The following is a 16,849-nucleotide window of genomic DNA, read 5'->3' as shown; positions in this document are numbered from 1 at the left end:
GTGGAGGCTATTTTATGTTTGAAATACTTATTTTGGTAGGCATATTAGGTTGGATTGGTCTATTCATTACACTATTTTTGTACCTAAAAGCTAGAAAAGAGAGAAAGAAACTATTTACTAGATCAGTTGTGGAATGTTATGATCCAAAGGTTGTAGTAATAGGTGGGGGTACTGGACAGTCGGTTTTTTTAAGAGGTCTAAAGCACACTACCCAAAATATTACAGCTGTAGTCACTGTTTCAGATGACGGAGGTGGATCAGGTGTTTTGAGAGAAGATCTAGGCATGTTGCCACCTGGCGATATAAGAAACTGTCTGTTAGCGCTAGCAAATATCGAACCTACTATGAATGAAATTATGCAGTATAGATTTTCTGATGGTCAGCTCAAAGGTCAAAGTTTTGGAAACCTCTTCTTGGCTGCTATGAATGGACTTTATGGAAATTTCGAAACTGCAGTATATAAAATGAGTGAAATTTTTGCAATAACTGGTAGAGTACTACCTGTTACACTGGAAGATGTAAAATTGATTGCAGAATTTAAAGATGGATGTGTTATAAAGGGAGAGTCAATTATACCAAAGGAAGCAAAAGCAAGAAAAACTTCTATAGAAAAAATAAGCCTTGAACCAGCTGATGTTAAGCCATTAAAAGATGTTATAAATTCAATTTATGATTCAGATATTATTGTCATAGGTCCAGGAAGCCTGTATACTAGTATAATACCTAATTTATTAATTGATGATGTTGTGAAGGCTATAAAGGCCTCTTCAGCACCAAAAGTATACATATCTAATATAATGACTCAACCCGGAGAGACAGACGGATATAATGTATTTGATCATGTAGAAGCTATAGAGAAGCATGTGGGAAGCAATATAATAGATTATGTTATTGTAAACAACGAGATGCTCCCGAAACAAGTTTTAAATCTATATAAACACGATGGAGCAGAACAAGTTTTGTTAGATAAGAAGCAAGTTGAAGGATTAAAAGATATGGGTATTAAATGTATTGAAAAAAATATGGTTGAGATAAAGAATAACTACATTAGACATGATGCAAAATACATATCTAACATAATAATAGAGCTGGCACTTAATCACAGTTGTATGTAGTTAAGATAAAAGGGTTTTAAAAATTAATGTAGAAATCCTTATTATTATGTTAGTTTTAAGGAGTGAACATCTATGAGAGAAGAGGTCAGTGCTGGAGGTGTTGTCTTATTTGGAAACGCTGTTCTTCTACTGAGGAAGTTTAATGGTGATTGGGTATTGCCAAAAGGTAAAGTAGAAGAGGGTGAAAGTAACGAAGAGGCAGCTCTTAGAGAGGTAAATGAAGAAACAGGAGTCAAGGCAGATATACTCAAGTATTTAGGCGAGATACACTACACATTTAAAGAAAATTGGGATGAAAATAAAGCAGTTCACAAGACAGTATTTTGGTATTTAATGCAGTCTAGAAATATGGATACAGTTCCTCAAAAAGAAGAGGGTTTTATAGATGCTAAATTTGTACATTTAGATAGAGTAGTGGATATGGCTAGATATGACGACGAAAAAGAAATAATAAAAGTAGCATTAGAAGAAATAAAAAAAAGAATCAAGAAAAATTAATGTATAGGTGATCGACATGTCTTTTTCTACAGATACAAAAAATGAATTAGCAAGAATTTTACCTGAAGAACGTAGTGTAGCTGTTGCGGAATTAGCAGCGATAGTAAAATCTGCGGGTAGTATACAGATAGCTGGATATAAAAAAATAAACTTAAAAATATTGACGGAGTTAAATTCAATTGCACGTAAAGTTTTTAAATTACTAAAAAATAATTTCGATATCAACACTACTATTTCTATAAACAAGAATCAAATGTTGAAGAGAAATAATAGTTATGTACTTACAGTTACGGACGAAATGGGAGCTACAGAGCTCCTTAGAGAGCTTGGAATGTTAGAATCAGGAGATGGATTTTTCACTGTAGATAAGGTCCCAGAAAAACTAATTGAGCAAGATGAATGCAAGAGAGCATTTTTAAGAGGTGCTTTTTTGGGCGGTGGCTCAATTAGCGATCCAGATAAGAGCTATCACATGGAATTTGTGACAAACTCTGAGGAATTTGCTATCTCATTAAAAGATTTGATAAACTCAATTGGATTAAACAGCAAGATTGTTCCTCGAAAAAGCAATCACATTGTTTATCTAAAAGAGAGTGAGCAGATTTCAGATTTGCTCAGTGTAATAGGGGCGCATAATGCTCTACTCAGTCTACAAAACACTAAAATATTAAAAGAGATGAGAAATAATGTTAATAGAATTGTAAATTGTGAGACAGCAAATCTTTCAAAGACTGTCAATGCAGCAGTTAGGCAGGTAGAAGATATAAATCTAATACAGAGAACAATAGGAATAAGCAATTTGCCAATGAACTTACAGGAAATTGCACAGATAAGAGTAGAATATGAAGATATGACACTTAAAGAGCTAGGTGAAATGCTTGATCCACCAATTGGTAAGTCGGGCGTTAATCACAGACTTAGAAAAATAGGTGAGATAGCTGAAAGATTGAGAGAAGAAAATAATATATAAATTGTTAGAGGATTATTCAAATCAGTATTATTGACTTGACGGTCCTCTTTTTTATGTGTAGATTTAAATATCGATAATTTAAATAATAAAGTTGATATTGATTAATCTTTAAAATATATTAAATGAGATTGTTATAAATGAATTCTCAACATGAAAATAAACAACTGGGGAATTCATAGAAACATTTTATAAAAAATTAGCTTTCCAAGTATACTATAGAGAGGCTACTCATTTCTATATGTGAAACAGCAAAAAGATTAAGAGATGAGAGAGAAATAATAAAGATTATAGTAGATTAAAAATGACTCCATACAGTATACACTAAAAAAGTGACCACTATATGGAGTCTTTTTAAATAAAAAGTTTAAATTTATGCTTCGGCTTTTTTAAGTTCATTTAAATATTGTTTAGGTAATCTAGAAACTAAGAATACAGCAAGTATGCAAGATGCTGGCTTATCAACTATGTTACTAGCAATTCTACCTAGAAATGCAGATTGGAATATACTTTCTCCGCTTTGTCTTAAGAATCCAACCAATAAATCAGCCCCGCTGCCACTTAAGCCGCCACTGACAGCTATAGATATTGGAGTTCCAATTAGCGGACATAAAACAGCTAGTACTACACCAGTTAATATGGCAGTTATGTAGTTAAATTTCCATTTTTTTGATACAAATCCTACTATAAGTCCAAGGGCAATATTAACTAAAGCAAAAGGGAAGTTGATAGGTCCTAATATTATTCCAAGAACTAAATTTGTACCACCACCTATAATAGCTCCGTATAGAGGACCGAGTATTATAGCACCCATTATAGTTCCAAAAGTGTCTAAGAATAATAGGGGTATATTTATAGCTTGCATAATAGATCCGACAACTACATTTAAGACTATACACATTGCACTAAAAGTTAAAGCTTTTGTTTTCATAATCGATATCCTTTCGTGTAATTAAAACTAATTATGTGATATTATTACAATATAATTATACAAAACTTTACAAAAGAAGATATGAAGTATAGGTAATAGCAATACAGAAGTTGCACTTATAAAACATTTCTATATAAAATATTGGAGGAGACCATGAGAAGAAATAAGAAAATTGTTATACAATGTCACTGTCTACTAAATTGTAATAGCAAAGTAGAAGGATCATCAGAGTATGAAGGAGCATTAGACTTTAATAAAAAATTAATTGAAGATGGATTTGGGATTATTCAGCTCCCATGCCCTGAATTATTGATGTATGGAATAAATAGATGGGGTCACTCAAAAGAGCAGTTTGATAATATTATATATAGAGAAAAGTGTAGAGAGTTATTATTAAACTATATACATCAGATGAAGATGTACATAGATAATGCTTATGAGATAAAAGGTATAATTGCAATAGACGGAAGTCCTAGTTGTGGATACAACAAAACATGTTCTTCAAAAAGATGGTACGGAGAACTTAGCGGATGTAAAAATTTAAGTGAGAAAATAGGAGATATAAAATCGATAGAAGGTAAGGGTGTTTTTATTGAAGAATTAGTAAAACTTCTAGACGAATATACAATTGATATACCTATATTTGGAATCGATGAATCAAGACTAGAAGAGTCTATAAATGATGTATATAAAAAACTATATTAAAAACTAGTTATAATTTTTATATAAAGAGTTTTAGTCTAAATTTTTATGGTAAAATTATTATACAGGAGGGGATGTCTAAATGAAAAAAGATTTTGTTCATCTTCATGTGCATACGGAATATAGTTTGCTAGATGGATTTTCAAGAGTTCCAAACCTTATAAAAAGGGCCAAAGAACTGAATATGAGTGCAATTGCTATAACTGATCATGGGAATATGTTCGGAGTTATAGATTTTTATAAAACAGCAAAAAAAGAGGGTATCAAACCAATAATAGGGTGCGAGGTGTACACAGCACCTAGAACTATCAGGGATAAAGACCCAAATTACGATAAACATCAAGGGCATTTAGTACTTCTTGCTAAAAATATGCAGGGGTACAAAAATTTGATAAAGCTTGTGTCAATTTCCTATACAGAGGGATTTTATTATAAGCCAAGAGTTGATATGGAGGAATTAGAAAAACATAGTGAAGGAATAATTGCATTGTCTGCTTGTTTGGCTGGAGATGTTGCCAAATCACTTATGAATAGAAACTACGACAAGGCAAAATTCTTCGCTACAAAATACAACGATATATTTGGTGAAGGAAATTTCTACCTTGAAGTTCAAGATCACAATATCCCAGAACAAAAAGAAGTAAATGCTGGAATCATAAAATTATCTAAGGAGACCGGTATACCATTAGTTGCCACAAACGATATACACTATGTAAGAAAAGAGGATTCTAAGACTCACGATGTACTTATGTGTATTCAGATGGGGAAAACAGTAGACGATCCAAATAGGTTGAGATTTGGTAGTGAAGAATTTTACTTAAAGTCTAGAGAAGAGATGGAAGAGGCTTTTTCGTACATAGAAGAAGCATTGGATAATACTGTTAAGATAGCGGAAATGTGTGATATAGAGTTTGATTTCAACACTATCCACCTTCCTAAATATGATGTTCCAGATGGAAAAACTCCAGAGAGTTATTTGAGAGAGCTTTGTTTTAAAGGACTTGAAGAGAGATACGGAGAGCCTGATCAAGAATCAATAGACAGACTTAATTTTGAGTTAGATGTAATAGTGAAGATGGGATATGTTGAGTACTTCCTAATAGTTTGGGATTTTATAAATTTCTCAAAGCAAAATGACATATTAGTTGGACCGGGAAGGGGTAGTGCTGCTGGATCGATAGTTGCATATACACTTAAAATTACCGATATAGACCCAATCAAGTATTCACTGCTGTTTGAGCGTTTCCTAAATCCTGAACGTGTGTCAATGCCAGATATCGATATCGACTTCTGTTATGAGAGAAGAGAGGAAGTCATCGATTATGTTAAAAAAAAATATGGAGAAGACCATGTTGCTCAGATTATAACATTTGGAACAATGGGAGCTAAAGCGGCGATAAGAGATGTTGGAAGGGTATTAGATACCCCTTACAGCAAAGTGGATAGAATTGCAAAGGAGATCCCATTCGCTTTAGGGATGACTATAGATAAAGCTTTAGATACCAACCCAAATCTACAATCTATGTACGATGAAGATGGTGAGACTAAAGAGATAATAGACTTGTCAAAACAAATAGAAGGTATGCTTAGACATGCTTCAACGCATGCAGCCGGAGTAGTTATATCTAAGGATTCTGTAGATGAGTACGTTCCGCTTTATAAACATCAAGATTCTATTACTACTCAGTTTACTATGACGACATTAGAAGAGCTTGGACTGCTTAAAATGGACTTCTTAGGTCTGAGAACTCTTACCGTTATAAATGATGCACTTGAATTAATTGAAAAAAATAGAGAAGCTAAAGGTTATACAGATGTAATAGATTTTTCAAAGATGGATTATGACGATCCAAAAGTGTACGAACTTTTGGCATCAGGTAATACACTCGGGGTGTTCCAACTCGAGAGTGCTGGAATGAGGAGTTTCATGAAGCAACTTAAACCAGACAAATTCGAGGATATAATAGCCGGTATTTCACTTTATAGACCAGGTCCAATGGACTCAATACCAAAGTACGTCGAAAATAAAAATAATCCAGAAAAAGTTAGTTATCTTCATGAAAAACTTAGACCTATAATGGATGTTACCTATGGATGTCTTGTCTATCAAGAGCAGGTTATGCAGGTAGTTCGTGATTTAGGTGGATACAGCTATGGTAGAAGTGACCTTGTTAGAAGAGCGATGAGTAAGAAAAAAATGGATGTAATGGAAGAAGAGAGACAGTACTTTATACACGGTAAATACGATGATGAAGGCAATATAGAGATCATGGGATGCGTAAGAAATGGCGTGCCTGAAGAAGCAGCAAATGAGATATTTGACGATATGATTGATTTCGCAAAATATGCATTCAATAAGTCGCATGCCGCTGCATATGGAGTTTTGGCGTACGAGACAGCATATCTGAAGACGTATTATCCTGTCGAATTTATGGCTGCCTTAATCACTAGTATTATGGGAAATACCGACAAGGTTGTCGAGTATATAAGAGAGTGTAAGGCTATGAATATAGAGGTGCTTCCTCCAAATATTAATAAAAGTTTTTCAAAATTCTCAGTTGAAGGAAATAATATAAGATTTGGATTAGCAGCAGTTAAAAATGTTGGTGTAAATATAATAAATAATATTATAGATGAGAGAGAGATTGTAGGCGAATTCCCAGAGTTTATGGATTTTATTAAGAGACTAGATCAAAAAGATACCAACAAAAGAGTTATAGAAAGTCTTATAAAATGTGGGGCGTTTGATGAAATAAGTGGAAATAGAGCGAGCTTGATGTCGGGATATGAGCCACTTTTAGATAGTATTGCAATGGATAGAAAGAAAAATATAAAAGGTCAGATTTCGTTATTTGATGGACTCGGGGCCGCCGAAGAAGAGAATATAATTCAAGATTTATATACAATTCCGCTTGTAAAAGAATACGATGAGAGAGTAAGGCTAAACCTTGAAAAAGAAGTTCTGGGAATGTATGTAAGCGGACATCCGCTTTCTGAGTACGAAGAAGAAATTTTAGAGAGAACTTCTACAGATAATGGAAAATTGAACGCATTAAAAGACGATGAGGAAAGCTTCTTAAAATTAAATGAAACTGATGTGATAATGGGTGGTATGATAGTTAAGAAATCTGTAAAAACTACTAGAAAAAATGATTTAATGGCATTTGTAGATTTAGAGGACCTTTATGGATCGATAGAAGTTATAGTTTTCCCTCAACTGCTTCAAAAGTACAACGATGTATTAAACGAAGATGGAATAGTAGTTATAAAAGGTACTTTGAGTATAAAAGAAGAGGAAGAAGCAAAACTTATAGCAAGAGAGATTAAGGATATATCAGACCATTCTGAGTTCAACGAAAATAACTATAGAAGACCAAATGGAAATTTTGTGCAGTACAACAAAGTAGCTCAGTCTAAAAAATTATATATTAAAATTGATAGTTTGAAAAATACAGAATTGACAGATACTATCACAGATATAGCATATAGACATCCGGGAAATGATGAAATATATTTATTCCCTGAAGATGAAAACAATTTAGGTAATAAAAAAGCATATAAAATGACTGGCGTTAGTACTAGTGCTGACGATAAACTTATCTACAATTTAGAGCAAATAATGCCTGGTGACAATATAAAAGTTAAGTAGCAATGGCAATTTATTGAGTAATGAAAAGTATCAATGTGTTTCCTATTAATTTATAAAGTCGAAGTTAATTATAGGAATCAATGATACTTTTTAATAAATATTAATGCAAAACTTGTTAGAATGACAAACATAAGGAGACTAAGCATATGAAAAGTATAGGCGTGTTGACTAGTGGTGGAGATGCTCCTGGAATGAATGCAGCAATAAGGGCTGTAGTAAGATCAGGAATATATTATGGGTGTAAAGTTTATGGAATCAATAGAGGTTACAATGGTTTACTTGAAGAGGATTTTGAAGAGATGAACTTATCATCTGTTGGAGATATAATTCACAGAGGTGGGACAATTTTAAAGTCTTCAAGAAGCGATGAATTTAAAACTCTCCAAGGAAGAATTAAAGCAGCTAAAATCCTACAAAAACACAATATAGACTGTCTTATTGTAATAGGTGGCGATGGATCGTTTATAGGCGCGAGTAAACTAAGTGAATTGGGTATAGCCACAATTGGAATACCAGCGACTATTGATAACGACCTAGCATATACTGATTACACAATAGGATTCGATACTGCGATGAATACTGTTGTAGACGCTATAAGTAAGATAAGAGATACTTCATCTTCGCATGAGAGAGTAAACATTGTAGAAGTTATGGGTAGACACTGCGGAGATATAGCGCTTTATGCAGGACTTGCAGGAGGAGCTGAAACTATAGTAGTTCCAGAAGAGCCTATTAATATAGATGATATAGCGTTTAGACTTAAGACCACACAAAAAAGAGGTAAAAGACACAGTATTATCTTGCTAGCTGAAGGGGCGGATAGTGCAGGAAATCTTAAAGGAAAACTAGAAGAAGCATCTGGACTAGATTTAAGGGTTACTATTTTAGGTCATGTACAAAGAGGTGGAAGCCCAACTGTATTTGATAGGATATTAGCGAGCAAACTAGGAGTAAGAGCAGTAGAGTTACTGCTGGATGGAGTCAGTGCAAGAGTAGTAGGTATAAAAGATAATAAAATAGTGGATCAAGAAATAGTAAAGGCTCTTTCTCAAAAGAAAAGCTTTGATAGAGATATTTATGAGATGGCAAAGATACTTTCTATATAATTTAACGATAGACATAAAAATTTATAAATCAACAAAATCCAATATAGGTTATGACAAGGAGGAGCTTGATGTTAGATAAAAAGAATAAAACAAAAATTGTGTGTACATTAGGTCCAGAGTCACAGAGCGAAGAAACACTTACTAAGCTTATGGAAGAAGGTCTAAATGTATGTAGATTTAACTTTTCGCATGGAAATCACGAGGAGCAAAAAGAGAGAATTGATATAGCTAAAAAAGTTAGCGCAAAATTAAATAAACCAGTAGCAATGCTTTTAGATACAAAGGGACCAGAAATAAGAACAGGAAACTTTAAAGACCCAGAAGTGTTTTTAGAGGATGGGCAAGATTTTACAATCACTATGGAAGAAGTACTTGGAGATAAAAACATATGTACAGTGAGCTATAAAAACTTAGTAAACGATGTAAAACCAGGTGATATTATTCTTATAGATGATGGTTTAGTAGGTCTTAGAGTAAAGGATATCAGTGGAGATAAGATAAACTGTGTAGTAGAAAATTCGGGTGTAGTTAAAGATCATAAAGGAGTTAATGTTCCAGGTGTTAAGATAAACCTACCAGCTCTTACAGAGAAAGATGTAGAGGATATTAAATTTGGAATAAGAGAAGGAATCGATTATATAGCGGCTTCATTTGTAAGAAAATCATCTGATGTACTTGAGATAAGAGAATTACTAGAAAATAATGATGCGACAGATATTCAAATAATTTCAAAGATAGAAAATCAAGAGGGTGTTGAGAATCTTGATGAGATACTAAAAGTATCTGATGGACTCATGGTAGCTAGAGGAGACCTTGGAGTTGAAATACCAACAGAAGAAATGCCAATAGTTCAAAAAATGATGATAAAAAAATGTAATGAACTGGCTAAGCCTGTAATAACTGCAACACAAATGTTAGATTCAATGATTAGAAATCCTAGACCTACAAGAGCTGAGGTCACTGATGTTGCAAATGCAATTTACGACGGTACAGATGCTATAATGTTATCTGGTGAAACAGCTGCTGGTAAATACCCAGTTGAAGCGGTTAAAATGATGCTACAATAGCCAAAAGAACAGAGGAAACTTTAGAATACGTTAAGTCACTTAAAGGTAGTGAATTTGCAGAGATAAGTGTTACTGATGCAATAAGTCATGCAACTTGTTCAATGTCAGTAGATTTAAATGCGTCATCAATAATATCTGCGACTGCTTCTGGTCATACCGCTAGAATGGTCTCTAAATTTAGACCAAAAGCTCCAATAATAGCTACAACAAGCGATGAAAAAGTAATGAGAAAATTAGCATTGACTTGGGGAGTATACCCAGTAAAATGCGCTCAAGGAAAAGACACAGATGAGGTTATAGAACTTGCAATAGATAGCGCTAGAAGTGCAGGATATATCTCAGATGGTGAGCTTGTAGTAGTAACTGCAGGAGTGCCCGTAGGAGTTAGCGGAACTACAAATCTAATAAAAGTACATGTAATTAGCGAAGAAATAGTAAAAGGAATGGGTGTTGGCAGTCAAACAGTAGAAGGTAGAGTGTGTTTGATTAACTCTAAAGGAGAAGCGGATGACTTTAAAGATGGAGATATATTAGTATCTCCAGTGATAAATTCAGGCATGAATTCTTATTTAGAGAGAGCTAGTGCAATAGTAACAGAAGAAGGTGGAATGACTTCACATGCTGCAATTTTCGGTCTTACTATGAATATCCCAGTAATATTATCAGCTACAGGAATAATAGAAAAAGTTGAAACAGGAGAAACAGTGACAGTTGATGCAGCAAGAGGTGTTGTATATAGAGGTTCATCTAGAGTATTGTAATTTCAACGAAAATTTACTATTTGGAACTAAAGCCGAAAATATTCTTTATATTTTTTAATAATTATCGACATTAAGTCTTTTATAGTACGACAATCTTTGTTAAAATAAAGTATTGTGGTTAAATATAAAATAATTAACTCACCTAAAGTATTAATTGCTTTAGGTGAAAATGTTCGGAGGAAAAAATATGCTATTGGAAAATGAGGAGTATCTCGTTGATATAGTCGACATAGGCCAAGGCGGAGTAGGAGTAGGCAAATACAATGGCTTTACTGTTTTCGTCGAGGGTGGGCTAATTCAAGATAAAATAAAAGTAAAAATAAATAAATCGAAAAAAAACTACGCAGTTGGGGATATTGTTGAAATATTAGAAGAATCACCATTTAGAGTAGCTAGAGTCTGTAGTGAAGATCTTAAAGATTGTGGTGGTTGCCAGATTCAAGAACTTGATTACAACAAACAACTTGATCTAAAGAAAAATGAAGTTAAACAGGCAGTACAAAGAATTGGCAAACTAGAGAATGTAAATATCAAAGATACTCTTGGTATGGACAATCCTTTTAGATACAGAAACAAGGCTCAATTTCCTATACAAAACATAGATGGATTGCCAGCGGTAGGATTTTATAAAAAGAAAAGTCACAATATAATCGCTACTGATAAATGTGTAATTCAACACGAAGTAAATGACAAAATTGTCAAAATAATTAAGACGTATATAAGGGCTTATAAAATAAGTCTGTACAATGAAAAAACTCATAAAGGGATAATAAGGCATTTGGTAACAAAGGTCGGATTTTCAACAAATGAAGTGATGATAATACTTGTTATAAACGGTCGTGATCTACCTTACTTAGGTGAGCTTTGTTCAGTTTTACAGGAAAATATTCCAGGATTTAAAACACTAGTGCTGAATGTTAATAAAAAGGATACAAATGTAGTACTTGGAAAAGAGAATATAGTCGTTTATGGAGACGGAAAAATAAGTGATACTATAGGTGAATTGGAATTCAACATATCACCGCTATCATTTTATCAAGTAAATCCAGTTCAGACAGAAGTTTTATACAATAAAGCCTTGGAGTATGCGGATTTAGATAAAGATGATATAGTATACGATATTTACTGCGGAATAGGAACTATATCGTTATTTTTAGCAAAACATGCAAAAAAAGTGTACGGTATAGAAATAGTAGAAGAAGCTATACGAGATGCAAAAATAAATGCAGAGAACAATAATGTATACAATACAGAATTTTATACAGGTAAAGCAGAGGAAGTGGTTCCTAGGCTGTATAAAGAGGGTAAAACTGCAAATGTAGTAGTTGTCGATCCACCTAGAAAAGGATGCGATCAAATAGTTCTAGATACTATAGTAAAGATGAATCCTGAAAAAGTAGTTTACGTTTCTTGCAATCCTTCTACTTTGGCTAGGGATTTGGCGTATTTAAACGAGTATGGATATGAGTGTAGGGAGATTCAACCGGTTGATATGTTCCCTCATAGTACTCATGTGGAAAGTGTTGCCAAACTTGTGAGCGTATAGCTTGATTTCAGAGTTTTAATTATGTGATAATATATAAATTGCCAACGTAAGATTTTTATCGTTGGCAATTTATTTTATAATAAATTTTTCTTTGGTAGCACTTTCGAAAATATCGACTGTTTGTTCTGACATTTTTTAGTGGCGTGTTCCTAGATTAGTTTCTATATTAGTATGACCAAGCCTAACTTGCACATCTTTTATATTAGCACCATTTTCTATTAGCATTGTAGCATGCGTATGTCTTAAAGAATGAAAACTAAATACTATTCCTAAGCTGTAATGAATAACTCTGGAAGCATAAGTATATGGTAAATGATATATAACATGCTCTATGCTTATTATAAATTAAGCGTTCATATTCACAATTACCTAGCTTAAAATCACCATCATTGACCATACTAAACTTAAGAGGTGATAGTATGGATATATTTAATGAAAAGGGAATTAAACAAAAAAGAAAAGTAAAGTAGTCAGTAAATAGAATTTATGCAGAAATTAATAAAGTGGCAGCTCATACTGCTACCACTTTACCTAAATATGAAATTAATGATATTAAGTAGTTTTAAAAAATTTTACTTTACAGTAATAGCATCTACTGGACATCCTTCTTCAGCCTCTTTTGCAAGATCTAGTAGATTTTCAGGTATCTCATCTTTAATTGGAACTGATTTATTTTCATCATCTAACTTAAAAACTTCTGGACATGTTCCTTCACAGGCTCCACATCCAATGCAAGTGTCTCTATCTACATAAGCTTTCATAAAACGTACTCCTCCTCTTATTTTATTTGTTATTTATTATTATAGACTAAAGTATAATTTTAATTCTTAAATTATATAAGACGTATAAAAGTATAATTAATATTAATAAAATGCCAAAGTACGTACATAGTTGATCTAATAATTAAGATGCCCCTGTATATAATCCATCTTACAGCATACAATAGAATATAAGTTCTGTTATTGAGGTGATTTTATAGAAAGAGTTATATTGCATTCATATATGAACAACTTTTACGCTATTGTTGAATGCTTGTATAATCCAACGTTACGAGATAAACCTCTAGCAGTTGGAAGCCAAGGAGATTCATATGACTTGTTTAATAGCTCGTTTGTTGTGTGCAAGGGATAATAAGCTGTCCTTATCTCTCATATGACGATAATGTCTCGTCTCTTATTGCTGTTTGTACTGTACTACATACAAAACCATGCTTTCTAAATCTCTCCGTTACACTCTCTGTAAGTTTATATAGTATAATTTTCACTTCTTCATCCTTTGTTAGATTCCTTTTTAGAGTTATATAATTATCTATACTCTATATTGAAGGCTCAAATGGCACACATTTTATTTTATAATGCTTTCAAGTATATTAACCATATCTGTTTTTAAATTGAAACAATGAGAAAGAGTCTGTAAATTAAATAATGACTCCCTACGGTAATAACTATAGGAGGTCGTTTTTATGTTGAAAAACAAAAGAGTAAGAAATGAAAAAGAGAATGATAAGCACCTTGGATAATAGCACCTATCATTGCAAGAGTATAAATGGAGCAGATTATGTCATAATTTGTAACAATTATGTATAAAATTCATAAAATAATATTGTGAGAAGCATATTATCTCACAATAATTCTAAAAGGGAGTTAAAAATTTTATGTGTAATTGTCATAGAAGAAATGATAGATGCAAATGTAGTAATTGTAGAAATTGTTTTGAAGGTTGCCATTGCCACAAAGAAAGAGAGCATGAGCATTGCGGATCAAATTGGAAACCTGCTGAAGAGCAAACTCATACGCATGAGTATGAAGGTAGTGTAAAAATTGCAGAACCACAAGAGGATCCACATAATCACCGTTTTGCATGTGTAACAGGAGAAGCTATTTTTACATCAGATGGAAGTCATTTTCATAAGCTTAGTAACAGAACAGACTTTTATGAAGATCACTTCCACAAAATCTGTGATGTAACAGGTCCTCCTATTCCAGTTGGAAATGGTAGACATGTTCACTTTGTAGATGGAGACACTACAATTGTTGATGGACATCAACATGAATTCCAATTTGCCACTTTAATAGATGATCCAATAGGAGATTAGTTACAAGTATTTATTTTTTAATGCTGTAGGCCATATAAAACCCACTTGTAAGTATTACAAGTGGGTTTATTTTATGAGAAGAAATACATATAGTATCGAAATATGTACATATTTATAAGAAAACACATCAATTATTTTTATTTCGTTTATTGGAGCACAAAACCTAAATACGTGCCAGTTTGTGAACCATTAATAGAAAGCATTATGATCTAATACAAAACAAAAAAATACTATAGTGTGCCTCAATTATATAAAGTAATAAGCAGGGTGTTTTATGAAATTAAAATAGTTGTAAAGTTGTATTTAAAATGAATGACATATATGGTATAATTTGAACAAAAGTACGAAAAAAGAAAGGGTGAACTTCATGAGTGTATTCTACTTCTAATTTAATCTACTAAAAAATGAGGAGAATAACATGATTAATAAATTTGATTTAACTAAATTAGACGACATTATGGAAATTTGGCTAGAGACTAATATAGAGGCTCACAGGTTCATACCAAAAGAATATTGGATTGGGAATTTTGAAATGGTAAAAAAAATGTTACCATACTCTGATATTTATGTATATACAGAAGATGATATTATAAAAGGATTTATAGGAATTGTAGATCAAAATTATATAGCAGGAATTTTTGTAAAACAGGAACATCAAAGTGAAGGGATTGGTCATAAACTGATAGAGTATTGTAAATCAATGTATCCATATCTCGTATTAGATGTCTTTACAAAAAACAAGAAGGCAGTAAGCTTCTACCTTAAAAACGGTTTTAAAGTAGTAAGGGAAAATATTAATGAAGATACAAAAGAAATGGAATATACCATGTCTTTTGGTGAGAAATAGTTTAATATAAAATTTAAAATATGTAATTTATAAAATACCGTATTATTCATAAATGATTATACGGTATTTTGTTCTGTAATTCAAGGAATGATGTTTTAAAATAAAAATAAAGAAGTGTGTTGTGAAACTAGAATCTAAAAAATTGAATTGCAGACGCTGAGTGTATAAAAAGCACGCCCAATTATTAATAAAGGAATAAATTAAACTTTATTAACTGTTATAGATAGAGTAAAATTATATACGAAGTTGGAGAACATAACGAAATAAAAGAGACTCTTTATGATGCTGAAATGGATGATATTAAGGACATTATCTATGCTATAATTATCTAAGATTAAGTATTATAATAAGATACTCAAACAATGTAATGATAATATAAAGTGAGGTATAAGATATGAGACATGCTCATCAAGTTGGAGAAAAGAAATCAACAACAACTTCTATTATTGAACACGAAAAAAAAGAGTCAATACGACTTAATAAGTATATAAGTAGTTCAGGTCACTGTTCACGAAGAGAGGCTGATCGTTTCATAGAAGATGGTAAAGTCATGATTGATGGAGTAATAGCAGAAGTAGGATCAAAAGTTTTTGATTCTCAAGAAGTGTTTGTAAATGGGAATAAAATTATACCAAAACAAGAATTTGTATATATTGTACTTAATAAGCCAACTGGCATTACATGTACTACTGATCGAGCTGACCAAGACAACATCGTAGATTATTTGAATTATAAAGAACCGCTTTTTCCTATTGGACGTTTAGATAAAGACACATCAGGTCTAATATTAATGACCAATGATGGGGATATCGTAAATAAAATACTACGTTCTACATACAAACACGAAAAAGAATATATTGTAAGCGTAAATGCTAATATTACACCTGCATTTATAGAACGAATGCAAAGTGGTGTAAAAATTTATAATGCAGTCAAAAAGAAATATCAAATGACAAAACCTTGTAAAGTAAAAAAGATAAACTCACGAACTTTTGGCCTTATATTAACAGAAGGCTTAAATCGACAAATACGTAGAATGTGTACTGTACTTGGTTTTAGAGTAGTTAAATTAAAAAGAATCAGGGTCATGAATATTGAGTTGAAAGAAATGGAAGTAGGAACTTGGCGTTATGTAACGAAAGAGGAATTACAAATATTAAATAAATCTATTCAAAAAAGTAAAGTAAAATAATAGATAGAGACAATACGCTAATTGCAATTAGTGAACATAGCGATACGTTGAAAGAATAAAAATTAATTTAGACAACTTTACTGATATTGAGATAATTTCATTAAAACCTTGGTAAGATTGGATTTATATCTAGTATTTATAATACAGATTATACAAATAAGGCAAGTAACTTAATGTTACCTGCCTTATTTTAAATTTAAAAGTAAACTTAATCGAATAAAGGATTACAAATAGTTATTTATCATAATTACATATTTATTTTCCTAAAAATTATTAGATTAAAACTATATTCTCTTAATCTGAATAAATATAAACTATCAAGTTATATTTTTTCCATTGAGCTATATATATTAATATTATACATATTTTTATA

General features: G+C 32.1%; 15 protein-coding genes and 1 pseudogene. 12 read left to right on the top strand and 4 right to left on the bottom strand.

Annotation, left to right across the window (positions count from 1 at the left end):
- Positions 1-14 precede the first annotated feature (14 nt).
- The 3 genes from T473_RS0112680 (at position 15) to whiA (ending at position 2,583) form a co-directional block, all read left to right on the top strand.
- Positions 15-1,115: a gluconeogenesis factor YvcK family protein gene (locus T473_RS0112680; RefSeq protein ID WP_024622234.1), complete on the top strand. Its 1,101-nt coding sequence runs from the start codon at positions 15-17 to the stop codon at positions 1,113-1,115.
- Between the two features lie 72 nt (positions 1,116-1,187).
- Positions 1,188-1,613, top strand: coding sequence for an NUDIX hydrolase (locus T473_RS0112675; protein ID WP_024622233.1), 426 nt, complete (start codon positions 1,188-1,190; stop codon positions 1,611-1,613).
- A gap of 16 nt (positions 1,614-1,629) precedes the next feature.
- A complete protein-coding gene (gene whiA / locus T473_RS0112670) occupies positions 1,630-2,583 on the top strand; it encodes a DNA-binding protein WhiA (RefSeq protein WP_024622232.1) in 954 nt (317 codons plus the stop codon).
- A gap of 370 nt (positions 2,584-2,953) precedes the next feature.
- On the opposite strand, the gene T473_RS0112665 is transcribed toward whiA, so the two are convergent.
- Positions 2,954-3,511, bottom strand: a complete 558-nt coding sequence (locus T473_RS0112665) for a CD3073 family putative ECF transporter S component (RefSeq protein ID WP_024622231.1) — start codon at positions 3,509-3,511, stop codon at positions 2,954-2,956.
- A 153-nt stretch (positions 3,512-3,664) separates the two neighbouring features.
- On the opposite strand from T473_RS0112665, the gene T473_RS0112660 reads away from it, so the two are divergent.
- From T473_RS0112660 to rlmD, 5 genes and pseudogenes are all read left to right on the top strand, one after another.
- Positions 3,665-4,216 (top strand): CD3072 family TudS-related putative desulfidase, encoded by a 552-nt coding sequence (locus T473_RS0112660; protein WP_024622230.1) that lies wholly within the window; start codon positions 3,665-3,667, stop codon positions 4,214-4,216.
- A gap of 79 nt (positions 4,217-4,295) precedes the next feature.
- Positions 4,296-7,862: a DNA polymerase III subunit alpha gene (locus T473_RS0112655; RefSeq protein ID WP_024622229.1), complete on the top strand. Its 3,567-nt coding sequence runs from the start codon at positions 4,296-4,298 to the stop codon at positions 7,860-7,862.
- A 146-nt stretch (positions 7,863-8,008) separates the two neighbouring features.
- Positions 8,009-8,968, top strand: coding sequence for a 6-phosphofructokinase (gene pfkA / locus T473_RS0112650; protein ID WP_024622228.1), 960 nt, complete (start codon positions 8,009-8,011; stop codon positions 8,966-8,968).
- 68 nt (positions 8,969-9,036) lie between these two features.
- Positions 9,037-10,796, top strand: a pseudogene (gene pyk / locus T473_RS20015) (pyruvate kinase).
- A 187-nt stretch (positions 10,797-10,983) separates the two neighbouring features.
- Positions 10,984-12,342 (top strand): 23S rRNA (uracil(1939)-C(5))-methyltransferase RlmD, encoded by a 1,359-nt coding sequence (gene rlmD / locus T473_RS0112640; RefSeq protein ID WP_024622227.1) that lies wholly within the window; start codon positions 10,984-10,986, stop codon positions 12,340-12,342.
- A gap of 135 nt (positions 12,343-12,477) precedes the next feature.
- On the opposite strand, the gene T473_RS20185 is transcribed toward rlmD, so the two are convergent.
- Entirely contained in the window at positions 12,478-12,627 is a 150-nt protein-coding gene (locus tag T473_RS20185) for a tyrosine-type recombinase/integrase (RefSeq protein ID WP_416361139.1), read from the bottom strand.
- 287 nt (positions 12,628-12,914) lie between these two features.
- Complete coding sequence (locus T473_RS0112635; protein ID WP_024622226.1) at positions 12,915-13,103, bottom strand: ferredoxin; 189 nt, start codon at positions 13,101-13,103, stop codon at positions 12,915-12,917.
- 241 nt (positions 13,104-13,344) lie between these two features.
- Between T473_RS0112635 and T473_RS19860 the strand changes: the two genes are divergently transcribed.
- Positions 13,345-13,473 carry a Y-family DNA polymerase gene (locus T473_RS19860; RefSeq protein ID WP_330369506.1) on the top strand — a complete coding sequence of 43 codons (129 nt, stop codon included), beginning with the start codon at positions 13,345-13,347 and terminating at the stop codon, positions 13,471-13,473.
- Between the two features lie 10 nt (positions 13,474-13,483).
- On the opposite strand, the gene T473_RS18360 is transcribed toward T473_RS19860, so the two are convergent.
- Complete coding sequence (locus tag T473_RS18360) at positions 13,484-13,642, bottom strand: DinB/UmuC family translesion DNA polymerase (RefSeq protein WP_278246370.1); 159 nt, start codon at positions 13,640-13,642, stop codon at positions 13,484-13,486.
- 354 nt (positions 13,643-13,996) lie between these two features.
- Between T473_RS18360 and T473_RS19260 the strand changes: the two genes are divergently transcribed.
- The 3 genes from T473_RS19260 (at position 13,997) to T473_RS0112620 (ending at position 16,476) form a co-directional block, all read left to right on the top strand.
- Positions 13,997-14,437: a YmaF family protein gene (locus tag T473_RS19260; RefSeq protein WP_024622225.1), complete on the top strand. Its 441-nt coding sequence runs from the start codon at positions 13,997-13,999 to the stop codon at positions 14,435-14,437.
- 418 nt (positions 14,438-14,855) lie between these two features.
- Positions 14,856-15,284 (top strand): N-acetyltransferase, encoded by a 429-nt coding sequence (locus T473_RS0112625; protein WP_024622224.1) that lies wholly within the window; start codon positions 14,856-14,858, stop codon positions 15,282-15,284.
- Between the two features lie 394 nt (positions 15,285-15,678).
- Positions 15,679-16,476 (top strand): pseudouridine synthase, encoded by a 798-nt coding sequence (locus T473_RS0112620; protein ID WP_029791790.1) that lies wholly within the window; start codon positions 15,679-15,681, stop codon positions 16,474-16,476.
- Positions 16,477-16,849 lie beyond the last annotated feature (373 nt).

This window comes from Clostridioides mangenotii TR (genome assembly GCF_000498755.1).
Classification (GTDB): Bacteria; Bacillota; Clostridia; order Peptostreptococcales; family Peptostreptococcaceae; genus Metaclostridioides; species Metaclostridioides mangenotii_A.
The sequence above is the reverse complement of the archived record's forward strand: the minus strand, read 5'-3'. Positions and strand labels throughout refer to the sequence as shown.